24 protein-coding genes and 1 tRNA gene are annotated in these 22,378 nt (G+C 61.9%); 10 read left to right on the top strand and 15 right to left on the bottom strand.

The features are described 5' to 3' along the window. Positions 1-69 precede the first annotated feature (69 nt). From aroE to RO069_RS11705, 5 genes are all read right to left on the bottom strand, one after another. Positions 70-897, bottom strand: a complete 828-nt coding sequence (aroE, locus tag RO069_RS11725; protein WP_328187704.1) for a shikimate dehydrogenase — start codon at positions 895-897, stop codon at positions 70-72. After that, on the bottom strand, positions 887-1,822 hold the full coding sequence (gene hemF / locus RO069_RS11720) for an oxygen-dependent coproporphyrinogen oxidase (protein ID WP_328187703.1): 936 nt from the start codon (positions 1,820-1,822) through the stop codon (positions 887-889). Before hemF ends, aroE begins: the two co-directional genes overlap by 11 nt. An 8-nt stretch (positions 1,823-1,830) precedes the next feature. Next, a complete protein-coding gene (locus RO069_RS11715) occupies positions 1,831-2,406 on the bottom strand; it encodes an L-threonylcarbamoyladenylate synthase (protein WP_328187701.1) in 576 nt (191 codons plus the stop codon). Positions 2,407-2,457: 51 nt separating this feature from the next. Beyond that, positions 2,458-3,663, bottom strand: a complete 1,206-nt coding sequence (gene dprA / locus RO069_RS11710; protein ID WP_328187699.1) for a DNA-processing protein DprA — start codon at positions 3,661-3,663, stop codon at positions 2,458-2,460. Positions 3,664-3,725: 62 nt separating this feature from the next. Further along, positions 3,726-4,742, bottom strand: coding sequence for a LysM peptidoglycan-binding domain-containing protein (locus RO069_RS11705; protein ID WP_328187698.1), 1,017 nt, complete (start codon positions 4,740-4,742; stop codon positions 3,726-3,728). 302 nt (positions 4,743-5,044) lie between these two features. On the opposite strand from RO069_RS11705, the gene def reads away from it, so the two are divergent. The 7 genes from def (at position 5,045) to glyS (ending at position 13,976) form a co-directional block, all read left to right on the top strand. Next, on the top strand, positions 5,045-5,551 hold the full coding sequence (gene def / locus RO069_RS11700) for a peptide deformylase (RefSeq protein WP_328187723.1): 507 nt from the start codon (positions 5,045-5,047) through the stop codon (positions 5,549-5,551). 90 nt (positions 5,552-5,641) lie between these two features. Beyond that, positions 5,642-6,577 (top strand): methionyl-tRNA formyltransferase, encoded by a 936-nt coding sequence (gene fmt, locus RO069_RS11695; protein WP_328187696.1) that lies wholly within the window; start codon positions 5,642-5,644, stop codon positions 6,575-6,577. After that, entirely contained in the window at positions 6,577-7,887 is a 1,311-nt protein-coding gene (rsmB, locus tag RO069_RS11690) for a 16S rRNA (cytosine(967)-C(5))-methyltransferase RsmB (RefSeq protein ID WP_328187694.1), read from the top strand. Before fmt ends, rsmB begins: the two co-directional genes overlap by 1 nt. Beyond that, positions 7,884-9,257 (top strand): Trk system potassium transporter TrkA, encoded by a 1,374-nt coding sequence (gene trkA / locus RO069_RS11685; RefSeq protein ID WP_328187692.1) that lies wholly within the window; start codon positions 7,884-7,886, stop codon positions 9,255-9,257. Before rsmB ends, trkA begins: the two co-directional genes overlap by 4 nt. A 37-nt stretch (positions 9,258-9,294) precedes the next feature. Continuing rightward, positions 9,295-10,743 carry a TrkH family potassium uptake protein gene (locus RO069_RS11680; RefSeq protein WP_328187690.1) on the top strand — a complete coding sequence of 483 codons (1,449 nt, stop codon included), beginning with the start codon at positions 9,295-9,297 and terminating at the stop codon, positions 10,741-10,743. Between the two features lie 159 nt (positions 10,744-10,902). Beyond that, positions 10,903-11,895 (top strand): glycine--tRNA ligase subunit alpha, encoded by a 993-nt coding sequence (gene glyQ / locus RO069_RS11675; RefSeq protein ID WP_328187688.1) that lies wholly within the window; start codon positions 10,903-10,905, stop codon positions 11,893-11,895. A gap of 2 nt (positions 11,896-11,897) precedes the next feature. Next, on the top strand, positions 11,898-13,976 hold the full coding sequence (gene glyS, locus RO069_RS11670) for a glycine--tRNA ligase subunit beta (protein WP_328187686.1): 2,079 nt from the start codon (positions 11,898-11,900) through the stop codon (positions 13,974-13,976). 75 nt (positions 13,977-14,051) lie between these two features. Here the strand turns inward: glyS and corA are convergent, their stop codons facing one another. Next, a complete protein-coding gene (gene corA / locus RO069_RS11665) occupies positions 14,052-15,005 on the bottom strand; it encodes a magnesium/cobalt transporter CorA (RefSeq protein WP_328187684.1) in 954 nt (317 codons plus the stop codon). A 140-nt stretch (positions 15,006-15,145) separates the two neighbouring features. Between corA and RO069_RS11660 the strand changes: the two genes are divergently transcribed. Further along, positions 15,146-15,222: transfer RNA gene (locus RO069_RS11660), tRNA-Pro, on the top strand. A gap of 11 nt (positions 15,223-15,233) precedes the next feature. On the opposite strand, the gene RO069_RS11655 is transcribed toward RO069_RS11660, so the two are convergent. The 9 genes from RO069_RS11655 to RO069_RS11615 form a co-directional block, all read right to left on the bottom strand. Next, positions 15,234-15,824, bottom strand: coding sequence for a GNAT family N-acetyltransferase (locus RO069_RS11655; protein ID WP_328187682.1), 591 nt, complete (start codon positions 15,822-15,824; stop codon positions 15,234-15,236). Between the two features lie 52 nt (positions 15,825-15,876). After that, positions 15,877-16,140, bottom strand: coding sequence for a type II toxin-antitoxin system RelE family toxin (locus RO069_RS11650; RefSeq protein ID WP_328187680.1), 264 nt, complete (start codon positions 16,138-16,140; stop codon positions 15,877-15,879). Further along, a complete protein-coding gene (locus tag RO069_RS11645) occupies positions 16,127-16,360 on the bottom strand; it encodes a hypothetical protein (RefSeq protein ID WP_328187679.1) in 234 nt (77 codons plus the stop codon). The genes RO069_RS11650 and RO069_RS11645 overlap by 14 nt, the downstream gene beginning before the upstream one ends. Before the next feature lie 106 nt (positions 16,361-16,466). Beyond that, positions 16,467-17,003, bottom strand: coding sequence for a DinB family protein (locus RO069_RS11640; RefSeq protein ID WP_328187677.1), 537 nt, complete (start codon positions 17,001-17,003; stop codon positions 16,467-16,469). Positions 17,004-17,070: 67 nt separating this feature from the next. After that, positions 17,071-17,733 (bottom strand): hypothetical protein, encoded by a 663-nt coding sequence (locus RO069_RS11635; protein ID WP_328187675.1) that lies wholly within the window; start codon positions 17,731-17,733, stop codon positions 17,071-17,073. A gap of 15 nt (positions 17,734-17,748) precedes the next feature. After that, complete coding sequence (locus RO069_RS11630) at positions 17,749-18,120, bottom strand: GNAT family N-acetyltransferase (RefSeq protein ID WP_328187674.1); 372 nt, start codon at positions 18,118-18,120, stop codon at positions 17,749-17,751. A gap of 113 nt (positions 18,121-18,233) precedes the next feature. Further along, on the bottom strand, positions 18,234-18,644 hold the full coding sequence (locus RO069_RS11625) for a fosfomycin resistance glutathione transferase (protein ID WP_328187672.1): 411 nt from the start codon (positions 18,642-18,644) through the stop codon (positions 18,234-18,236). A gap of 61 nt (positions 18,645-18,705) precedes the next feature. Beyond that, on the bottom strand, positions 18,706-19,347 hold the full coding sequence (locus RO069_RS11620) for a GNAT family N-acetyltransferase (RefSeq protein ID WP_328187671.1): 642 nt from the start codon (positions 19,345-19,347) through the stop codon (positions 18,706-18,708). A gap of 28 nt (positions 19,348-19,375) precedes the next feature. Further along, positions 19,376-20,086 carry a winged helix-turn-helix transcriptional regulator gene (locus tag RO069_RS11615; RefSeq protein WP_328187669.1) on the bottom strand — a complete coding sequence of 237 codons (711 nt, stop codon included), beginning with the start codon at positions 20,084-20,086 and terminating at the stop codon, positions 19,376-19,378. A gap of 139 nt (positions 20,087-20,225) precedes the next feature. On the opposite strand from RO069_RS11615, the gene RO069_RS11610 reads away from it, so the two are divergent. Next, positions 20,226-20,801, top strand: a complete 576-nt coding sequence (locus RO069_RS11610; protein WP_328187667.1) for a cupin domain-containing protein — start codon at positions 20,226-20,228, stop codon at positions 20,799-20,801. 15 nt (positions 20,802-20,816) lie between these two features. Next, entirely contained in the window at positions 20,817-22,322 is a 1,506-nt protein-coding gene (locus RO069_RS11605; protein ID WP_328187665.1) for a flavin-containing monooxygenase, read from the top strand. Positions 22,323-22,378 lie beyond the last annotated feature (56 nt).

The following is a 22,378-nucleotide window of genomic DNA, read 5'->3' as shown; positions in this document are numbered from 1 at the left end:
CACACTGCCCACAGCATAGCCCAGTTTGGCGGGTCAGGTTACCACCGGCTTGCCAAACAGTGACACACCTCAGTGTTTGCGCAACTCCTCCATCACCGGCGCGGTCCGCGGGCGCACTCCACGCCAGAGGCGGAACGACTCCGCCGCCTGCTCCACCAGCATGCCCAGGCCATCCAGTATGCGACCGGCGCCGTGCTCCGACGCCCACTGGTTGAAAGTGGTCATGCCCGGCGAATACATCATGTCGTACACCACCGTATCCGGCGTCACAATGTCCGCCGACACCGGCGGCAGGTCGCCCTGAAGGCTGGCGCTGGTGCCGTTGATCACCACGTCAAAGGCGCCAGCCACATCGGTAAAACCGGTGGCGGAAAGGCGGGTATCACCGGCCTCGTCCGCAAACAGTTCCACCAATGCCTCGGCCTTTGCCACCGTGCGGTTGGCGATCACCAGTTCCCCCGGCTGTACCGCCAGGATCGGGCCCAGCACACCGCGCACCGCGCCACCGGCCCCCAGGACCAGTATCCGCTTGCCGGTCAGGTTAACACCGGCGTTGACGGTCAGATCCGTGACCAACCCGATGCCGTCGGTATTGTCCGCCACCAGTGCGCCGTCGGCCGCCTGGTAGAGGGTGTTGCTGGCCCCGGCCTTCTCGGCCCGCTCGCTGCGCCGGTCCGCCATCTCCCAGGCCTGCTCCTTGAAGGGCACCGTGACATTCAGGCCCTGGCCGCCCTTGGCGAAGAAGTCCCGCACGGTCGCCGCGAAGTCCTCCAGCGGCGCCTGGATGGCGGTGTATTCCATGGCCTCGCCAGTCTGGGCGGCGAACAGGCTGTGGATGCGGGGGGACTTGCTGTGGCTGATGGGGTTGCCCACCACGGCGTACAGGTCATTGTGCATCGTCGTCCTCCAGCCAGTTGCGCCCGGTCAGGAAATGCTCGGTCAGCCGTGCTTCCTCAGAGCCGGGTTCCGGCACCCGGTTGTAGTCCCAGCGCACCAGTGGCGGTAATGACATGAGGATGGACTCGGTGCGGCCACCGGACTGCAGCCCGAACAGGGTGCCACGGTCGTAGACCAGGTTGAACTCCACGTAGCGGCCCCGGCGGTAGAGCTGGAATTCCCGTTCCCGCTCGCCCCAGGGCAGGTCCTTGCGTCGCTCCACGATGGGTTCGTAGGCGGCGATGAAACTGGAGCCCACGGACTGCATCAGACCGAAGTCGTCCGCGAAGTTGCCGGTGTTGTGGTCGTCGAAGAACAGGCCGCCGATGCCCCGGGGTTCCTGCCGGTGCTTGAGGTAGAAGTACTCGTCACACCACCGCTTGTAGCGAGGGTAGATGTCGGACCCGAAGGGCAGGCAGGCATTGCGGGCGGTGTCATGCCAGTGGTGGCAGTCCTCGTCGAAACCGTAGTAGGGCGTAAGGTCATAGCCACCGCCAAACCACCACACCGGGTCGCTGTCCTTGGGGGTGGCGATAAAGAATCGCACATTGGCGTGGGAGGTGGGCACGTAGGGGTTCTTCGGGTGCATCACCAGGGACACGCCCATGGCCTGCCAGGGCGCTCCGGCCAGGTGCGGGCGATGGGCCGTGGCGGAGGGCGGCATCTGCTCCCCCATCACCCGGGAGAAATTCACGCCGCCCTTCTCGAACACGGCGCCCTCGGTGATCACCCGGCTGATGCCTCCGCCGCCTTCCGGCCGGTCCCAGGCGTCGGTGACAAAGGTCGCCTCCCCGTCCAGGGCCTCCAGGCGCTCGCAGATGGTGTCCTGCAGGGTCAGCAGGTACTGTCGGACCGCTTCGGAATCCGGCATGGCGGGATCGGTCATCGGGCCTCCTATCTCAGCTTGCGGCCGGTGGTGATATCAATAATGGTGCTGGGCTGGCGGGACTCGCCCAGGCTTCCGGACACCATCAGGTCAATGCCATCCGGAAAGTAACGCCGAACCTGCCAGGGTGACCGGGCCGGCTCACGACCGGCCGGGTTGCAGGAGGTGGACACCAGCGGCATGCCCGCCAGCCGGCAGAGTTGTTGAACCAGGGGATGGGCGCTGACCCGCACGGCAATGGTGTCATGGTCGCCCCGCACCCAGTCGGGGATCTGGCGACGCACATCCGGCACCACGCAGGTGACCGGGCCGGGCCAGTGCTGCAGGGCCCGTTCGCGTACCTCGGTCGGCAGTGGGTCCAGCAGGAAATCGATCTGCTCCACCGAGGCCGCCACCAGGATCAGGCCCTTGTGCATGGGCCGTTGCTTGAGGGCGAGTATGGTGTCCACCGCGAACTCGCTCCAGGGGTTGCAGCCCAGGCCCCACACCGCCTCGGTGGGATAGGCGATCACGCCCTGCCCGTCCAGTACCTGGCAGAGCCGCTGGCGGGACCAACTTGTGGCAAGGTTGATGGCTGTTGTCATGACGCTCCGCAGACTCCCACAATGGCCACGGGGCAGGGTTGTCCAGGAAAGCTAGAACACCCTCAGATACCCTCCGGGGGCGGATTCCACCAGTCCTTCCATTTCCAGCATCAGCAGCGACTGCATGAGCTGGTCCGCCGGCAACCCCGTGGCGTCACAGATTTGATCCGTTGAGCGGGGATCATACCCTAAAGCCTCCAGCACCGCGATTTCCCGGTCGTCCAGATGGTCCGGCACCGGTGCCGGGTCCGGAGCCGTGGCAAACAACGCCGGCTGGGGCTTTGGGGGTGATTTGGGCGTGGGTTCCGGGGGCGCCGCCTCCACCGGCCGGTTCCACCAGGCGGAGAGTTCCTCCTCGATATCGTCCACGGTCTCCACCAGCCTGGCGCCCTGGCGGATCAGCTCGTGACAGCCCCGGGCCAGGGGATTGTGGATGGAGCCGGGAATGGCAAACACCTCCCGCCCCTGCTCCAGGGCCAGCCGGGCGGTAATCAGTGAGCCGGAACGCAGGCCCGCCTCCACCACCAGGATGCCGCGACTCAGGCCACTGATGATACGGTTGCGGCGGGGAAAATGGCCAGCCTTGGGGCCGGTGCCCGGCGGATACTCCGACACCAGCACGCCCCGCTGGATAATCTCATCGGCCAGGGCCCGGTGGGCACTGGGATAGATCACATCGGCACCGGTACCCACCACGGCGATAGTGTCGCCGCCCGCCGCCAGGGCGCCAGTATGGGCAGCGCCGTCGATACCCTGGGCCAGGCCGCTGGTGACCGCATAACCCCGTTCCGTCAGGGCACCGGCGAACTGCCGCGCATGGTCCAGGCCCGCCCGGGTGGCGTTGCGGGAGCCGACAATGGCGATCTGGGGACAGACCAGCAGCGCGGGGTTTCCCCGCACATAAAGAACCGCCGGAGCATCCGGTATATGGCGCAGGGGCTCGGGATAGTCACGATCTCCCCAGCCCAGCAGCCCGATGGACTGTCGCCGGCAGGTCTGGAAGACCGCGGCGATATCCGCCAGCGGGGCAAAGTCCAGGTCCCGCCGCTGCCAGGCGGCCATGATCGCCCGGGCACCAGCGCCGGCGCCGAAGGCCTTCTGGGTGGCGGGGGAGGCGTCCAGGAATTCCAGCGGGTTGGCAAAGGCATCACACACCGCCAGCCAGCGCCTGCCACTGAAACGGGGCAGGGAGCCCAGTATCAGCCAGGGGGCGGATGGGGAAGACAGGAAATCAGTGTCTGGTGCGCTGACCGTCACCGGGGCAACCTCCCTGTTGGAGGGGCTGCCTTCCTGGCAGCCCTTACGTTCTGATCGGGTCCTTACGGATTCATCACCTTGTCGCCAACGGACAGGGCGCGGGTGGCCTGCAGGATCAGGCCGTAGCTGAGTTTCTCGTAGGTCTGGAACACCATCAGCAGACCGGCGCGTTCATCGGGCAGCTGGACCATCTCATTGGTCACCGGGTCCTTGGCCAGGTTACCCGCCTGCAGCACCGCCAGCACGTTGCCCACTTCCAGGCCATCACGCTGACCCCGGTTCAGCACCACCACATTGTACTGGCCAATCTGGGTGACACCGCTCTCCACCGCGATCATCTTGCCTTCAATATCCTCATCCGGCGCGCTGGGGGTGAAGCTGGTGTTGATGCGACGGTCCTCACGGGCCAGCAGACGGTCCTCGATGCGGACTTCCTCACGGGTGCGGGTCAGTTGCACCGTCAGGATGTCATCATTTTCGTCGGTCACGTTGCCGTCACCGATGGAGCGGGCCTCCAGGCCCAGGAACTCGCCGGTATCCGGGTCCACATGGGCACGGCTGCGGCGGAAGATACCCACGTTGGTGGCAGGGGCCTCGCCACGGGCATAGACACGGTCGCCGGCGCCGGTCACGATGCGACCTTCCTCGCCTTCCAGCACATAGGGGGCGCCGTTGAGTTCTTCTTCCGTCACGATGCGGGTCTTGGTGAGGAAACTGTCAATGGCCTCCAGCGGAATGGCCGGAATCGGGGTATCGATCGGCTCGGAACGCACCTGGGGCGACAGTTTCACCACGCCGCTGCTGGTCTTGGTCAGGTAGGGCTTGCCGTCGATGTACACCAGCGCCAGTTCATCGCCAGGGTAGATCAGGTGCGGGTTGTTGACCTGTGGATTGACGTGCCAGATCTCCGGCCAGTACCAGGGATTGTTCAGGAACCGTGACGAGATATCCCAGAGGGTGTCACCCTTCTTTACCACATACCGGTCGGGATGATCGGTCCGGAACTCCGGGCCCTGCGCCTGTGCCCAGGAAGCGGACAGCAGCATCACGGCTGCCAGAGCGTACAGCAGTTTCCTCATTGTAAAATCCTTCATCGCGCGTGCCTTGAAAGCGTGCTCTCCTCTAATATAGAGGAAAGTAACGAAATTGTGACCTTATATTCTTGTCTTGCAGTAGATTCTGACTATCGGCTGATCAGTTTGTATTCAATGATGCTTCCGGGGATAATAGACGTATTAACGGCTGTCTCCCCTTGGAATGCACAGCTATCGTTCCGATTATCATAGCGAGTAGACAGCAAAAGTCGCGGTACGCGATCGCATTTTTGTGACACCAGCCAGACCTCCAGGCGAGATCATGGCAACTCAGGCAAGCACAGGCAATTATGATTCTGAACATTCTTGAATATCCGGACCCACGGCTGCGAACCATCGCCAAGCCGGTGGAGGAAGTCACCGACAAGCACCGCAAGCTGATCGATGACATGTTCGAAACCATGTACGATGCGCCGGGTATCGGCCTGGCGGCAACCCAGGTGAACGTGCATGAGCAGATCATCGTGATGGACCTGTCCGAGGACAGGAGCGAGCCCCGGGTGTTCATCAACCCGGAGGTGGAAGTGCTCGACGGTGACTACCAGCCGATGCAGGAAGGCTGCCTGTCGGTACCCGGCTTCTACGAGGATGTTGAGCGTATCGAGCACGTCCGCATCAGGGCCATTGACTATAACGGCGAGCCCTATGAGCTGGAAGCCACCGGGCTCCTGGCCGTGTGCATCCAGCATGAGATGGATCACCTCAACGGCAAGCTGTTCGTGGATTACCTGAGCGCCCTCAAGCGCAACCGGATCCGCAAGAAGCTCGAGAAGCTCCACAAGAAGAGCGCCTGACCAGGGCGTAGCAGCAGAAAACATGAAAGGCCGGGTGTAACAGCACCCGGTCTTTTCGTTTGTTACCGCAGCCAGAAACAGGAACCCGCTGTGCGAATCGTTTTTGCCGGAACCCCCGATTTTGCCGCCGTCGCCCTTCGGGCGCTGCTTGCCACCGACCATGAGATTGTCGCCGTCTACACCCAGCCCGACCGCCGCTCCGGCCGTGGCCGCAAGCAGCAGTTCGGCCCCGTCAAGCAGGCGGCGGTGGATGCGGACATTCCGGTGTTCCAGCCCGTTTCCCTGAAGGACGACGCCGAGCAACAGGCCTTGCGTGACCTCAAGCCGGACGTGATGGTGGTGGCCGCCTACGGCCTGATCCTGCCCCAGGCAGTACTGGACATACCACGCCTGGGCTGCCTCAACATCCACGCTTCGCTGCTGCCCCGCTGGCGGGGCGCCGCCCCCATCCACCGGGCCATTGAAGCGGGCGACCCGGAAACCGGCATCACCATCATGCAGATGGCCGCCGGCCTGGATACCGGCGATATGCTGCTGAAACAGCGCACTCCCATCCATGACGACGACACCGGCGGCAGCCTCCACGACCGGCTGGCGGACATGGGGGGCCAGGCCATCGTGGAAGCCCTGGCGGCCCTCGATACCAGCGGCCTGCACGCCGAACCCCAGGATGACAGCCAGGCCAGCTACGCCCACAAGCTGAGCAAGGACGAGGCCCATATTGACTGGCAGGGGGATGCCCACGGAATTGCCCGCAAGGTGCGTGCCTTCAACCCCTGGCCGGGTACCGATGGCGAGCTGGAGGGGGAGCGCATCCGCATCCATGAGGCCTTCGCCGTCGACGACATCAGCGGCCAGCCTCCCGGCACCGTGCTGGCGAGGGAGCGTGCCGGCATCGACATTGCCTGCGGCACCGGCATCCTGCGGGTCACCCGGGTGCAGTTGCCCGGTACCCGAGCCATGTCCGTATCCGACCTGATCAACGGCGGCAAACCGTTGCTCATGCCCGGCCAGGTGCTGCACTGATGGCCCGGGAACTGCCCCTGCGGGCCGTCGCCGCCCGGGTGCTGCTGGCGGTGGAGCAGGGCGAATCCCTGGGACAGTGCCTGCCGGCGGAGAGCCAGTTCATCGACCCGGAGCTGCGCCCGCAACTCCAGGCCCTGTGCTACGGCACCTGCCGCTGGTTCCACCGGCTGGACGGCGAACTCAACAGCCGCCTGCGCAAGCCCCTCCGCAAACAGGACCGCATCGTCCACCACCTGATGCTGGCGGCCCTGTTCCAGCTTCGCTTCAGCGCCAATCCCTCCTACGCGGTGCTCAACGAAACCGTGGAAGCCTGCAAGGCCCTGGGCAGGGCACCCCTGACCGGGCTGGTGAACGGCGTCCTGCGGGCGGCGGAACGGGAGGGGGCACCCGAACCCGCCAGCGACGAGGCCCGCTACAGCCACCCGGACTGGATGATAGAAAAGCTGCGTCATAACTGGCCGGACCACTGGCAGGGCATCCTCGACGCCAACAATACCCAGGCCCCCATGACCCTGCGGGTGAACCCCAGGCATGGCAGCCGGGAACACTACCTGGAACGGCTGCAGGAGGCAGGCATCCCGGGCCGGGCCACCGAATTCGCCCACCACGGCGTCCAGTTGGACAGTCCGGTTCCGGTGGATCTGTTGCCAGGCTTTGCCGAAGGGCACGCCAGCGTGCAGGACGAGGCCGCCCAACTCTGTACCCAATGGCTCCGTCTGGAGCCCGGCCAGCGCATCCTGGATGCCTGTGCCGCCCCTGGCGGCAAGACCTGCGCCATCCTGGAAGCCATCGACAACCAGGGTGACGTCACCGCCATCGACGAATCCGCCGACCGCCTGCCCCGGATCCTGGAGAATCTGGACCGGCTGCAACTCTCTGCCAGACTGGTAGAGGCGGATGCCGCCGACATTGATCAATGGTGGGACGGCCAGGCCTTCGACCGGATACTGCTGGATGTACCCTGCAGCGCCACCGGCGTGATCCGCCGCCATCCGGACATCAAGCTGCTGCGGCGGGAGACGGACATCACGCCGCTGGCCAGCATCCAGCTCGGGTTATTGAGCGCTTTGTGGCAGACCCTGGCGCCAGGTGGCCGACTGGTTTACGCGACATGTTCAGTGTTTCCACAGGAAAACAGTCGTATAATCCGGCGGTTCCTGAAGCAGCAGCCGGATGCCCGGTTGCTGGATGAGCCCGCGGCCTGGGGCATGGACACCGGCCATGGACGCCAGTTGCTGCCGGATCCCCACAGTCACGACGGATTTTTCTACGCCTGCCTGACCAAGGGCGGGCCGGAGGAGAGCCAGTGAAAATCATCATCCTCGGAGCCGGACAGGTGGGCGGCAGTCTCGCCGAGAACCTGGCCAACGAGGCCAACGACATCACCGTGATCGACAGCGACGGCCTGCGCCTGCGGGAACTGCAGGACCGGCTGGACATCCGCACGGTACAAGGCCTGGCCTCCTACCCCACGGTATTGCGCCAGGCCGGGGCGGAAGACGCCGACATGCTGATCGCCGTCACCAACTCCGACGAGACCAACATGGTGGCCTGCCAGGTGGCCTTCTCCCTGTTCCGCACGCCGTCCAAGATCAGCCGGGTGCGGGCCAACGCCTACCTGGCCCGCAAGGAACTGTTCGGCGAGAACGGCTTCCCGGTGGACGTGCTGATCAGCCCGGAACACCTGGTGACCCAGCACATCACCCGGCTGATCGAGTACCCCGGCGCCCTGCAGGTGCTGGAATTCTCCAACGGCCTGGTACGGCTGGTGGCCATCCGCGCCACCGAGGGCGGGCCGCTGGTGGGCCATGAGCTGTCCTACCTGCGCACCCACATGCCCCGTATCGACACCCGGGTGGCCGCCATCTTCCGCAAGGACCGGCCCATCATTCCCCAGGGTGACACGGTGATCGAGGACGGCGACGAGGTGTTCTTCATCGCCGGCACCGACCATATCCGCTCGGTGATGAGTGAACTGCAACCCCTGGAGAAGCCCTACAAGCGTATCTTCATCTGTGGTGGTGGCAATATCGGCCAGCGCCTGGCCCACACCCTGGAGAGCCGCTACCAGGTCAAGCTGCTGGAGCGTAACCGGGACCGCTGCGTGATGCTGTCGGAAAACCTGCGCAAGACCATCGTGCTGGAGGGCAACGCCGCCAACAAGGACATCCTGCTGGAAGAGAACATCGAGAGCACCGATGTGTTCTGCGCGGTGACCAACGACGACGAGGCCAACATCATGGCCTCGCTGCTGGCCAAGCGCCTGGGCGCCCGCAAGGTACTCACCCTGATCAACAACCCGGACTACGTGGACCTGATCCAGGGCGGCGAGATCGATGTGGCCATCTCTCCCCAGCAGACCACCATCGGCAGCCTGCTGACCCACGTGCGCAAGGGCGACGTGGTCAATGTGCATGCCCTGCGGCGGGGCGCGGCGGAGGCCATCGAGGCCATCGCCCACGGCGATCACCGCTCATCCCGGGTAGTGGGCAAGCGCCTGGACGAGATCAAGCTGCCCCAGGGCACCACCATCGGTGCCATCGTCCGCCACAACGAGGTGCTGATCGCCCACGACCACCTGAGGGTGCAGCCGGACGACCACGTCATCCTGTTCCTGGTGGACAAGACCCGTATCCGTGAGGTGGAGAAACTGTTCCAGGTGGGACTGACTTTCTTCTGATGATCACCCCAATCGCAATGGAAGGGAATCGCTGAGAATGCGCCTGCCGGTGATTGCCAAGATACTCGGCCTGCTGATGATGCTGTTCAGCCTCACCATGCTGCCGCCCCTGGGCATCTCCCTGCTGTACGACGACGGCCAGTGGCAGCGCTTTGCCAATGGCCTGCTGATGGTCATGTTCGGCGGGCTGGTGGTGTGGCTGCCCTTCCGCCGGGTGGCGGGTGACCTGCGGGTGCGGGACGGCTTCCTGATCACCACCCTGTTCTGGGTAGTGCTGAGCGTCGCCGGTTCGATCCCCTTCTACCTCAGCAACAACGCCCCCTACACCTACGTCGATTCGCTGTTCGAGGCGGTATCCGGGCTGACCACCACCGGCGCCACGGTGATCACCGGTATCGACTCGCTGCCGGAATCCATGCTCTGGTACCGCCAGCAGCTGCAGTGGCTGGGGGGCATGGGGATCATCGTGCTGGCGGTGGCCATCCTGCCCATGCTGGGTATCGGGGGCATGCAGCTCTATCGGGCGGAGGTACCGGGGCCGGTCAAGGACAACAAGCTGACGCCACGCATCGGCGAGACCGCCAAGGCCCTGTGGTACATCTACGTGGCGCTGACCGTGTTGTGCGCGGTGGCTTACTGGGCCGCCGGCATGAGCTGGTTCGACGCCATCGGCCACAGTTTCTCCACCATTGCCATTGGCGGCTTTTCCACCCACGACGCCAGCATCGGCTACTTCGACAGCGCCCTGATCGAGATGATCGCGGTGGTGTTCATGATCATCTCCGGCGCCAACTTCGCCCTGCATTTCATGGCCTTCCGCCAGCGCAGCCTGCGGGCCTACTGGCTGGATTCGGAGTTCCGCTTCTACTTCAGTGTCCTCATGGCCGTGGCCCTGATCGCGGTACTGGTGTTGATCTACACCGCCACCCTGGACCCCATGAGTGCCATTACCAAGGGCATCTTCGAGGTGGTGTCCATCGCCACCACCACCGGATTCAGCGCCGCGGACTTCAGCCAGTGGCCGTTGATGCTCCCGTTCATGCTGTTCGTGCTGGCCTTCATGGGCGGCTGCGCCGGCTCCACCGGTGGCGGCCTGAAGGTGATGCGAGTGCTGCTGATCTACCGCCAGGGCTCCCGGGAGATCAAGCGCCTGCTGCACCCCAACGCGGTAATCCCGGTGAAGCTGGGCAACCGCCCGGTGTCGGACCGGGTGCTGCAGGCGGTGTGGGGGTTCTTCTCGGTCTACATGTTCATGTTCGTGGCCATGCTGATCATCCTGCTGGCCACCGGCCTCGACCAGGTCACCGCCTGGACCGCCGTCGCCGCCGCCATCAACAACCTCGGCCCCGGCCTGGGCGAGGTGGCCTACCACTACGGCAACATCAACGACGTGGCCAAGTGGGTGCTGTGCTTCGCCATGCTGCTGGGCCGCCTGGAGGTATTCACCCTGCTGGTGCTGCTGACACCCGCTTTCTGGCGGCGTTAAGTCCTTGCCCGGAAAGGGCCTTGCGGGAATTCGACGGCAACTTAGAAATACCCTTCCATGGCGCGTATAATACCCGCCTTTCGATGCGGGCCGACGCTATTATGTTGTCCGACCGCCCGCAACACACAGACTGAATAGCAGGCTACCGTCGTGACAACCATGGCATCACAACCGTCAAACCCGGATCTGACGACCTTCCAGGGGCTGATCCTGGCACTGCAGAACTTCTGGGCGCAGCATGGCTGCGTGGTCCTCCAGCCACTGGACATGGAAGTGGGCGCCGGCACCTTCCACCCGGCCACTTTCCTGCGGTCCATTGGCCCGGAAACCTGGAACGCCGCCTACGTGCAGCCCAGCCGCCGCCCCACCGACGGCCGCTATGGGGAGAACCCCAACCGCCTGCAGCATTACTACCAGTTCCAGGTGGTGCTCAAGCCCTCCCCGGACAACATTCAGGAGCTGTACCTGGATTCACTGCGCGCCCTGGGGCTTGATCCGCTGGTGCACGACATCCGCTTTGTGGAAGACAACTGGGAGTCGCCGACCCTGGGCGCCTGGGGCCTGGGCTGGGAGATCTGGCTCAACGGCATGGAGGTGACCCAGTTCACCTACTTCCAGCAGGTGGGTGGCCTGGAATGCTACCCGGTCACCGGCGAGCTGACCTATGGTCTGGAGCGCATCGCCATGTACCTGCAGGGTGTGGATAGTGTTTACGATCTGGTCTGGACCCGCGGCCCTGACGGCGTCGTCACCTACGGCGATGTCTTCCACCAGCAGGAGGTGGAGATGTCCACCTACAACTTCGAACACGCGGATACCGAGTTCCTGTTCCACAGCTTCGACGTGTACGAGCGCGAAAGCGCCCGCCTGATCGACGCCGGTCTGGCGCTGCCCGCCTATGAGCAGGTGCTCAAGGCGTCCCACACCTTCAACCTGCTGGACGCCCGCCACGCCATTTCCGTCACTGAACGCCAGCGCTTCATCCTGCGGGTGCGGACCCTGGCCCGGGCCGTCGCCCAGGCCTATTTCGACAGTCGCAAGGCACTGGGCTTCCCGCTGTCGCCGGAGGCACTCCGCAAGGAAGTGCTGGCTGCTGAAGAGAATGCCGGCAAGGGCAAGAAAGGCAAAAAGGCCAAGAAGGGGAACGCATAATCATGGCTACTCAGGATTTTCTGGTCGAACTGGGCACCGAGGAACTCCCTCCCAAGGCCCTGAAACCCCTGTCCGACGCCTTTGCCCAGGGCATCCGCACTGGTCTGGAAGACGCCGGCATCGCCTTCGACAAGGTTGAGGCCTTTGCCGCGCCCCGCCGCCTGGCGGTGCGTGTCCGCAAACTGGAGGATGCCCAGCCGGACAAGCCGGTGGAGAAGCGCGGCCCGGCGGTGAAGGCCGCGTTCGATGATTCCGGCAACCCCACCAAGGCCCTGAACGGCTTTGCCAGCTCCCTGGGCGTAACCCCGGAACAGCTGGACACCCTGGAAACCGACAAGGGTGCCTGGGTGGTCTACCGTACCGTGGAGCAGGGCAAACCCACCGTGGAACTGCTGCCGCAACTGGTGGAACAGGCCCTGGCCGGCCTGCCCATTCCCAAGCGCATGCGCTGGGGCGCCCACCGCACCGAATTCGTACGGCCGGTCCACTGGCTGGTGTTCATGTACGGCAACACCGTGGTCGACGCGCCCATCATGGGTCTGGAGCCGGGCAACACCACCCGTGGCCACCGTTTCCACTGCCCCCGCTCGCTGATCGTGCCCACACCCAATGACTACGAGATTGTGCTCCGGCAGGAAGGCTACGTGATCGCCGACTTCGCCGAACGGCGGGACGTGATCCGCCGGGGTGTGGAGGACATCGCCGAGAAGGAAGCCAGTGGCAGGGCGGTCATCGACGAGGACCTGCTGGATGAGGTCACTGCCCTCAACGAGTGGCCGGTGCCGCTGCTGGGTGGTTTCGAGGAACGCTTCCTGGAAGTGCCCGCCGAGGCGCTGATCTCCTCCATGAAGGAACACCAGAAATACTTCCACGTGGTGGACCCCGGCGGGAAAATGCTGCCCGTGTTCATCACCCTGGCCAACCTGGAAAGCAAGGACCCGGCCCAGGTCATCGCCGGTAACGAGAAGGTGATCCGCCCGCGTCTGGCCGATGCCGCCTTCTTCTACGAGACCGACCGCAAGACCCGCCTGGAAGACCGGGTGGAGCAGCTCAAGCCCATCGTATTCCAGGAGAAGCTGGGCAGCATCCATGACAAGTCCGTGCGCGTTGCGGCCCTGGCCGGCAGGATCGCCGAAGCCATCGGCAGTGATCCGGCCCTGGCGGAACGTGCGGCCATGCTGGGCAAGACCGACCTGGTCACCGAGATGGTGCTGGAGTTCACCGACCTGCAGGGCATCATGGGCCAGTACTACGCCGCCAACGACGGCGAGCACGAGGACGTGGCCAAGGCCCTGAACGAGCAGTACATGCCCCGTTTTGCCGGTGACGACCTGCCGTCCACCCTGACCGGCTGCGCCGTGGCCATTGCCGACCGGCTCGATTCCCTGGTGGGTCTGTTCGGCATCAACCAGCCACCGTCCGGTACCCGCGACCCGTTCGCCCTGCGCCGGGCCTCCCTGGGCGTACTGCGGATCATTATCGAGCGGGAACTGCCCCTGGACCTGCAGACCTGCTGCGAATGGGCGGAGCAGAACTTCACCCAGCTCACCGAGCAGAACACCGCCAGCACGGTGGTGGACTACATGCTCGAGCGCTTCCGTGCTCACTACGAGGAGCAGGGCATCAGCGCCGAGGTCTACCTGGCAGTGCATGCCCGTCGTCCGACCCGGCCGCTGGACTTCGACCGCCGGGTGAAGGCGGTGGATGCCTTCCGCAAGCTGCCGGAGGCCGAGGCCCTGGCCGCCGCCAACAAGCGGGTGTCCAACATCCTCACCAAGCAGGGCGATGCCTCCATCGGTGAGCATGTGGATAACGCCCTGCTGCAGGACAAGGCGGAGATCGCCCTGTCCGAGCAGGTCAGCGAGCAGGCCGAAAAAGTGGTGCCGCTGTTCGATAGCGGTGACTACGCCACCGCCCTCAGTTCCCTGGCGAGCCTGCGAGCCCCGGTGGATGCCTTCTTCGACGAGGTGATGGTGATGGCGGACGACGAGGCGGTGCGCAACAACCGTCTGTCGCTGCTCAATCGCCTGCGCAACCTGTTCCTGCGGGTGGCGGACATCTCGGTATTGCCGGGCAGCTGAGCTGAAACACCGGCCCGGAATGACAGAGGGCTTCTCCCTCAGGAGAAGCCCTTTTTTGTTGCGCGGTCGACAGGGCTACAGCCAGCCCTTACGCTTGAAGTACCAGTAGGGGGCAAAGCCGGACCCCACCATCAGCGCCAATGCCCCCGGGTAACCCAGCAGCCACTCGAGCTCGGGCATGTAGTCGAAGTTCATGCCGTAGATACTGGCGATCAGCGTCGGCGGCAGGAACACCACGGCCGCGATGGAGAAGGTCTTGATGATCTGGTTCTGCTCGATGTTGATAAAGCCCTGGGTGGAGCCCATCAGGAAATTGATCTTCTCGAACAGAAAGGCGCTGTGGGACATCAGGGTTTCAATGTCCCGGGCGATTTCACGGCAGGTTTCCCGCAGCTCCGGGTGTGATCTCAGGTGCCTGATCAGAAAAGAGATATCCCGCTGGCTGTCCATCAGGCACAGACGGATGCGACCGTTGCTGTCTTCCAGCTTGGCCAGCTGACTGATCGCTTCCTCCAGCTCCGCCTCCTCATCTTCCAGCACCAGGTAAGACACCTTGTCGAGCTGCTCGTGGATATGCTCCAGGTTGTCGGCATGGTTCTCGATCTTCTGCTCGAACACGGTCACCAGCGCTTCGGAAGGGTGATGGCTTTCCAACTGGCCCCGACGGGCCCGCATGCGCATCAGGCGGAAGTCCGCGATCTCGTCATCCCGGATAGTGATCAGCCGCTCCGGCTGGAGGATGCAGGCCACCGATACCGTGGTATGCCGCCCTTCGGTCTGGGTCAGGAACAGTGAGTGTACGTGAATACCGGCCTGGTCCACGAAACAGCGGGCCGACGCCTCGATCTCGTCCACCTCATCCTGTTCCGGCACATCGGTCAGCAGCAGCTTCTCGAGGATTGCCTTCTCTTCCTCGCTGGCTTCGCAGCAGTCGATCCAGTCCGCCGCGCGAACCTGCGCCTCCAGCGGCTCGTCCGTCACGGGAATTTCGCGAATGAGGCCATTGGTAAATCTGAACAGTCGAAGCACAGCCTTCTCCCGTTGGTGGTCTGGTGTCAGTATTCTACCCGGCCAGGAGAGGAACCCATAAGGCGGATAAAAGATTCACCGGGACCGCCACTGGAGGGCTGGCATTTGGATGGAGAATACGTATAATGCAGCCCGTAATTCGGCGTGTGGCGCAGCTTGGTAGCGCACTTCGTTCGGGACGAAGGGGTCGCAGGTTCGAATCCTGCCACGCCGACCATTTCCTTCCCGCTATCCCAGCTTTTCCAATAGTCCGTCCCTGACACCCGGCCAGTCCAGGTCCGTGATGCTGTACATCACCGAATCCCTGACAAAGCCGTCCTGGACCACCATATGCCGGCGCAGCACGCCTTCCTTTTGCGCTCCCAGGCGCTCGATCGCCCTCTGTGACCGCAGGTTCCTGGCGTCCGTCTTCAGCTCCACCCGGAGAGCCCCCAGCACCTCAAAGGCATGCCTGAGCAACAGGTACTTTGCCTCGGTATTCACCGCCGTGCGCTGGTAGTCCCGGGCGACCCAGGTGTAGCCGATCTCCAGCCCATGGTCCCGGGGCCGCACGTTCAGGTAGCGGGTACTGCCCATCAGGGCACGGGATTCCGGCTGGACCAGCACATATGGATAGTGCAGCTCCTTTCTGGCCAGGCCCAGGGCCTGGTTTACCCACTGTTCCGTCTCCGCCCGGCTGGTGAAGGCCCCTACAGGCAGAAACGCCCAGTCCTCCTGCAACTGGCCGATGTCGAACAGGCCATCAATATGGTCCTCCGACAGGGGCTCCAGGCGAACGTGGCGTCCCTCCAGAACCGGTTGTTGCATCGTGATTGTCATCCGACCTCCCTATCTTTTTGGTGATTATGCGTCCGGTAAAATCCGACGTACGTTAAAGGCGTTTGTAGATGTCCTTTCGATGGCCAACCTTGACGACGGTAACCACAAGCTGATCATCGATGATCTCGTAAACGATGCGGTAGACACCCTGACGGATCCGGTAACGTTCCTGACCGGAAAGCTTTTCACTCCCTGCCGGCCGGGGATCGTCCTGCAAGGCATCCATTCGCTGAAGGATACGGGCCACATCCTTGTTAGGAATGGAGCGTAAATCCTTGGCAACGGATTTCCTGAAGACCAGCCTATATCTTGCCATGGGCCTTCAGGTCATCCAGCAATGCCTCGTAGCTCATGGTTGGTTCTGCAACACGATCCTCAAAGGCCGCCAGGTCCTCCTGATCCTCCGCCAGGGCGGCACGGACGGCATCGTTCACAATATCGGACACACTGCGATTGGTATGGGCCGCCTTCAGTCTGAGGGCGGCATGTAACTGGGGATCGAAATACACTGTCGACCGCTTGGAAGGTTCGCTCATGGCTGTCTCCGGTCTAAAAGAACCTCAAGACATCATAGCGCCATGACGTTATGACGCCAAGCCTGACCGCTATTGCCACAGACCATCACACATCGCCGGACAGGTTTTATGTTTCATCCGGTATCAGGGCCAACAGATCGGTTACACCAACATCCTCGCCGACCTGCGACAACAGCGTGGATACTTGGCCCCGGTGATGGGTCTGGTGATTGAAAAAATGCTGGATCAGGTGGGACAGGCGTTTGTTGAAAGGGCTGCCCTTGGTGTTTCGGTAGGCAAGAACCTGGTCCACACCGGACTCCGTCAGACCGTCGGCCCAGCGGATAATCTCGCCATCCAGCCATTGCCGATAGCTCCGGAGTTCTTCGAAATCGCTGAACAGGATCTGATCAAGGCCGGTCGGGTCTGGCTGCGTCATCACCTGTGCCAGTGCGCCGGCTCCGGACTCATGACCGCCGAAGCGCTTCAGCCAGATGATGTCGGCCACCACAATGTGGTTCAGGGTACCCAGGATGGAACCGAAGAACGCCCCACGCTCCCGGGAAAGTTCGCTCGGATCAAGCCGGCCCGCCGCCTCGTAGACCTTGCCGTTCATCCACTGGTTGTAGGTCGCCATCTGTTGGAATAGGTGTACCTGGCTCATGGTTGTCTACCTCCGGGCAACCGTTAATGGGTTCATTCCAGCCTATACTCCATGAAAACTGATTGTGTCAGAAGGGCGATTCTGTTTTAGCCACTGTACTGCCAATGCATGGCGAGGCGAGCTCATTGTTGTCAACAACGACGGTGGCATGGTTGGCCGGTCCACACTCCTGCAAATATAGCTGCTGACCTTCGATATACCGCCTGTTCAACGGCGCAAGAGGATCCATGGGCGTGCCGTCCCGCGCTCCCAAGCGCCTTATCGAGGTCTCGAAGGACACCTCGAGAAACACGGACAGGTCCCAGTATCCGCGAAGCTCGGGGCGGTGAGCAAAGATGCCATCGAAGATAAGGATGTCACCGACATCCGCCTGCCGCGTACCGGGATGGATCGGGGCATCGCTCCTGTGATCGAACACCGCTGAAACGTACTGTCCTGAGCCTCCGGGAGAGAGGGGATCAAGCAGTACCTGCTTCAGCATCGCGTAATCGTAAGAATCACGGTAGAAACCTTCTGGGCTATATCGACCACGGCGATACCGGACCGCGCGCGGATGATGAAACCCGTCCACAGAGGCGCGGATCACCGTTGCACCCAAAGCCTCCAGCGTCCGCCCAAGCTCATCCCCGAACATCGTCTTACCCGCGCCGTCGACGCCATCAATGGCGACCCGCGTGACGAAAGGACTTTGAACGTTCAGGATAGCCCGCGCAATCTTCTCTATCACCAAAGATACGTTTACCTCTTACTCCTTCAGCGCCAACACAAGCTCGGTCGCGAAACCGCGCCCCCAATGGGCCGGATCGAAAAAATAGCTGACCTCCACACCCCATCCTGGATCAAATGGGTCGATGTTCAGACCTCCCCAGCCGATCACCTCTGTTTCGCTACGATCACACACAACCCATGGCGCGAATCCGTGAGAGTCACGCATATCTTCAAACGTTTTCAGCCTCTGTGCACATTGCTGCAACGAAGTGGCCGCGAATGTGTGGCGCATCGCTTGCTGATCACTTTGGATGGCATAGAGTTCATCTGTATCTCTCTCCAGAAACGGACGCAACATAAGTCGACTGGTGTAATGGGGACTCAGGTCCATATAGGTCTGTAGCGTCATTTCCGTGTCACCGGTAAAACCGGCTCAGGCGTTCCAAACTGCACCGCAGTAGAAGTTCGGCAACCGGTATCTGGTGGTCTTATTATCGGCTTGAGCCCATTGTCTGGCTTATCTCAAACATACAGTTCCAGACCCTCATAGGGTTGCTCCCTGAGCGCGGCCAGTCGCGTCTGGAGATCCCCGGAATGAAGCTCCAATTTGTGCCCGTCCGGGTCAAGGAAGTACAGAGAGTCCCCTTCGCTCTTGTTCTCCTTCCAGATCATCACATCATGCGCGCGGATGGCCTCGGCGCTTTCGTCGAATGCTCCCTTCTCCACAGAAAAGGCAATATGGGTATACTCAGGCTCGGGGCCACGGCGCTTGCCCAAATCCAACGACAGGCAGATCCACCCTTCGCCAGCCAGCAAGTAGGCGCCATGCACCCACTTCGCCACCGGTTTCAGGCCAACCACGTTAGTATAAAACTCAAACGATCGTTCAAGATCACTGACAGCCAATGTTATGTGATTAATTCCGTTAACCATTCCGTCCTCCCGATCCGACGTCACAAAATGCCGGATGAAGTAAAATAACAGAATAGGCTAGCTAAACGCCCTCATCGGTCCTTACCATATATGTCGCGCCCTTCCCATAGGCAGAGAGGCCTCTTTTCAGCGACTCATCCACCTGCAAAGCCTCGAAGCCATGACGCTGCCAATACGATGATGCCCCCTGGATAGCGACAAGGAATATGCGTTTATATCCACGCTCTCTTGCGGCATCCAACACCGCTTTCAGCAATTGGCTCGCGATACCCACCCTTCGTGCCGACGGGCTCACCGCCAGGTCATGGATACAGAGGCTATCAGCATTCGATGAAACAGAATGCTCAACACTATTCAGATCCGGTATGTCGCCGAATATCCGCGGCAAAGCAACCGCATATCCGACAGCCTGTTCTCCGTGTACTGCCATAAAGCAGAACTCCGGGGCAGCACAAAGTTTTGCGGAGAACGAATCAAGCGACTCGAGAATGTCCTGGCTGTAGCACTCCCCCTGAATACGAGATATACCCGGGAGGTCGGGCTGTGACAATATTCTGATTTCCATGCGGGCACGCATCCCTGCCTGTTTGGGTATCACTCGGAAGTCACCGGCACCTGAACGAAGCACCGGCATATGACTCCCAAACGCTTTTCCATGGAGCGCCGCTCCCATGCGTAGGTTGTTGTAGTTTATCTGTTCCAATGAACTACCGGGCCAACGGCAGTAGCCGTCAGACAGACTCCCTGACCTGCTTGGTCTCCTGCGCAAAGGGACTTAGCCCCATCCAGGCAGACATGCAGGTGGTAAGACTGTGGGGCCCGCTAAGCCTGAGTGTACCGCGCCGCGTGGCATCCGCCACCGTTATGATGCCCATCCAGATCGCTGTCATGGTCTTCAGATCGGTGGCCACATACAGATCCACTTCATGGCCCGGGTCGATCTTGCAGAGGTCCACCGGTTCAGAGGCATGCTTGTCCACGATCAGCCACCATTTTTTCTGACCACGGCTCAATTCGGGGTACAGAAACTGAATCGTGACCCGGTGGTCTGGCAGCGGGCTGGGATTCAGGTTTCGGCGCATATCCCACATCAACAGCGAGGGATCCAGGTTCTTCAGTGATAGCTGGGATTCCAGCCATCGCTGACCCCACACGCCCATGGACATAACGATATCACGAAGCTCTTCTCCCGCCTCGGTAAGACGGTAGGTGGGGGAACCACTGGTCTCGTCCATTTCCCTGACAATGATCCCGAACCGCTCCAACTCGCCCAGCCGCTTGGACAGCAAAGCCGGCGACATGCGCGGCACCCCTTTTCGCAGCTCGTTGAAGCGGGAACTCCCACACAGAAGCTCGCGAATAATCAGGATGTTCCAGCGGGCACCCAGCACTTCCGTTGCCATCGCCACGGGACAGAATTGACCGTAACCACGCTCTGTCATGCCCTTTTCTCCCGGGATCTCCGTCCATCATGGGCTACAGGGACCAGTACAGTTACTGAACTATTCATGTCAGCCTAGCAAAGGTTCAAATAGTCAACCAGGCAGCAGAAACACTGCCTGGCAGACAAGGAGACCAGCAATGATGAACCCAATACTTCAATATCCACAACCCAGGCCAGCGTTCATCAGGACCGTCGTTACAGCCGCCGGTGCGGCCACCCTGATGCTACTGGCACCGTCTTCAAACGCCGGTGATCCGGATCAGCCCGATCCCATCGCCGTTGAAATGGTTGGCAGTGAACGGACCGAATTCACCGATGAGGTCGCGATCGAAATCCGGCTCCAGCCGGAAGGGCGATCGGAGCAGGTACTCAAACTCGACGCCCCGTCGAGGGTTGCGGTAGCCCGAATCACCATTCAGCCCGGCGCAACCTTTCCCTGGCATACCCATCCGGGGCCGGTCCTTGCTGGCGTTGAAAAGGGAGAGCTGATCTACACCTACGCGGACGACTGTGTTGATCGCCCCTATGGCAAAGGCACGATGTTCGTTGATCCCGGGGGAGATAATGTCCATACGGCCCACAACCCCAGCAGCGACGAAGAAGCCGTGGTAATAGCCACCTTCCTTGATGCGCCGATGGAGGGAAAACTGACACTGCCCGTGGACAAACAGTCGGGACAACAGCTCGACGAAAAATGTGATATCGACCGGTAAACGTCGAGGTGGGCGATGAACAGCAATCAGGTAGCCATCATCGGCGCGGGCGTTTCCGGACTTGTCACCGCGAAAGTGCTCCAAGGCGATGGCTTTGATGTCAGCATCTTTGAGAAGGCGCCGGAGGTTGGGGGCGTCTGGGAAACGTCCCGGGCATATCCCGGTTTGCGAACCAACAGCCCCTATCCACTGTATGCCTTCTCGGACTTCGACCATTCCGAGTCTACGGATGAGTTCCCCACGGCCGGACAGATCCGCGGCTATCTTGAGCGCTATGCGGACCACTTCGGCCTGAGGGACCATCTGAATCTGGAGACTGAGGTTGTCTCAGTCAAGCAACTGCCGTCGGAAGAAGAAGGACAGCATCCCGGCTTCCAGGTACACACGCGCGATCTCACCACGGGGGGACCCATCCGGTCACGGACGTTCGATTTTGTGGTGGTCTGCAATGGTGTTCTGTCCGAGCCGCATATTCCCGACTTCGATGGTTCCCGCGATTTTGCGGGGACCATCCTCCATTCCAGTCAGGTTCAGCATGCAGATAGCCTTGTTGGCAAACGGGTGCTGGTAATCGGTGCCGGCAAGTCCGCACTGGACTGCGCCACCCTGGCAGGACAGGTATCGGATTCGTGCACTCTGCTCTTTCGTAAGACCTACTGGATGCTGCCCCGGTACTATGGTCGCACCCGTGTGGACAAACTGATCTACAGCCGCTGGGTTGAAAAGCTGAGTTACCCGCCCTATCACCAGTCGCCCCTGCCAGAGAAGCTTCTGCGGGGCCTGTGCACGCCTCTGGTATCGCTGTTTCGCCGAAAGCAACGTCAGTTCACAATCCGTGCTACGCGTATGCCCGGTTTCATGGTGCCGGACATGTCGATACATGACTCCATCTTTCACCTGGGTATCGGTTCTGACATCTACAACCACATCAACTCGGGTCAGGTACACGCCGTGCGTAGCGAAATAGAGCGATTCACCGGTGGCCACGGGATAAGGCTGACCAACGGCGAAGACATGGAAGCCGATGTGGTGATCTGCGCGACGGGGTGGAAACGGAACGTTGATTTTCTTGACCGTCCACTGCGGGAGACTTTGGCGCCCAACGGGCAACTCAGGCTCTACCGACACATTCTGCCCCCGACGGAACAACGACTCGGCTTTGTTGGCTACGCATCCTCAACCAATTCGCCGCTGACATCGGAAATTGCCGCTCACTGGCTCTCCCAGCACTTTCTTGGAAAACTCCGGCTACCCAATACCCGCGCCATGGAACGTAGTGTGGAAAGGGTGTTGAAGTGGACCGCCCGCCACTTTCCACAACAACGGGAGGGACACTTCATCGGTGGCTATGTTGCCCATTACACGGACTGGCTGTTGCGAGACATGGAAGTCCGCCAGCGGCGATGTCCGGGTCTGGCGTCGGAACACCTCCAGCCATTCAGGGCGAATCGCCTGCGCGGTCTGGAAAGGGAACGAAGCCACGTTTCGGTCGATACTGGCGCCAGGGGAGGTGCTGGATGAGTCGCCGCGTCAGGGGCTGCTTCCCCTGGTAACGGAGGCACGGAGCCCGCTTCCGG

The sequence above is a fragment of the Marinobacter sp. OP 3.4 genome (assembly GCF_036224885.1).
Lineage (GTDB): Bacteria > Pseudomonadota > Gammaproteobacteria > Pseudomonadales > Oleiphilaceae > Marinobacter.
Note: the sequence above shows the minus strand (reverse complement) of the source record. Positions and strands in the feature narration are given on the sequence as shown.

What these genes read in the sequence shown, in the direction of transcription:
- RO069_RS11655 (WP_328187682.1), bottom strand. Translation starts at nt 15,824, where the DNA reads ATGACAATCACGATGCAACAACCGGTTCTGGAGGGACGCCACGTTCGC.
- glyQ (WP_328187688.1), top strand. Translation starts at nt 10,903, where the DNA reads ATGGCATCACAACCGTCAAACCCGGATCTGACGACCTTCCAGGGGCTG.
- glyS (WP_328187686.1), top strand. Translation starts at nt 11,898, where the DNA reads ATGGCTACTCAGGATTTTCTGGTCGAACTGGGCACCGAGGAACTCCCT.
- RO069_RS11610 (WP_328187667.1), top strand. Translation starts at nt 20,226, where the DNA reads ATGATGAACCCAATACTTCAATATCCACAACCCAGGCCAGCGTTCATC.
- RO069_RS11650 (WP_328187680.1), bottom strand. Translation starts at nt 16,140, where the DNA reads ATGGCAAGATATAGGCTGGTCTTCAGGAAATCCGTTGCCAAGGATTTA.
- rsmB (WP_328187694.1), top strand. Translation starts at nt 6,577, where the DNA reads ATGGCCCGGGAACTGCCCCTGCGGGCCGTCGCCGCCCGGGTGCTGCTG.
- RO069_RS11640 (WP_328187677.1), bottom strand. Translation starts at nt 17,003, where the DNA reads ATGAGCCAGGTACACCTATTCCAACAGATGGCGACCTACAACCAGTGG.
- RO069_RS11715 (WP_328187701.1), bottom strand. Translation starts at nt 2,406, where the DNA reads ATGACAACAGCCATCAACCTTGCCACAAGTTGGTCCCGCCAGCGGCTC.
- RO069_RS11625 (WP_328187672.1), bottom strand. Translation starts at nt 18,644, where the DNA reads ATGGTTAACGGAATTAATCACATAACATTGGCTGTCAGTGATCTTGAA.
- RO069_RS11605 (WP_328187665.1), top strand. Translation starts at nt 20,817, where the DNA reads ATGAACAGCAATCAGGTAGCCATCATCGGCGCGGGCGTTTCCGGACTT.
- RO069_RS11630 (WP_328187674.1), bottom strand. Translation starts at nt 18,120, where the DNA reads ATGACGCTACAGACCTATATGGACCTGAGTCCCCATTACACCAGTCGA.
- aroE (WP_328187704.1), bottom strand. Translation starts at nt 897, where the DNA reads ATGCACAATGACCTGTACGCCGTGGTGGGCAACCCCATCAGCCACAGC.
- RO069_RS11645 (WP_328187679.1), bottom strand. Translation starts at nt 16,360, where the DNA reads ATGAGCGAACCTTCCAAGCGGTCGACAGTGTATTTCGATCCCCAGTTA.
- hemF (WP_328187703.1), bottom strand. Translation starts at nt 1,822, where the DNA reads ATGACCGATCCCGCCATGCCGGATTCCGAAGCGGTCCGACAGTACCTG.
- RO069_RS11680 (WP_328187690.1), top strand. Translation starts at nt 9,295, where the DNA reads ATGCGCCTGCCGGTGATTGCCAAGATACTCGGCCTGCTGATGATGCTG.
- RO069_RS11615 (WP_328187669.1), bottom strand. Translation starts at nt 20,086, where the DNA reads ATGACAGAGCGTGGTTACGGTCAATTCTGTCCCGTGGCGATGGCAACG.
- RO069_RS11705 (WP_328187698.1), bottom strand. Translation starts at nt 4,742, where the DNA reads ATGAGGAAACTGCTGTACGCTCTGGCAGCCGTGATGCTGCTGTCCGCT.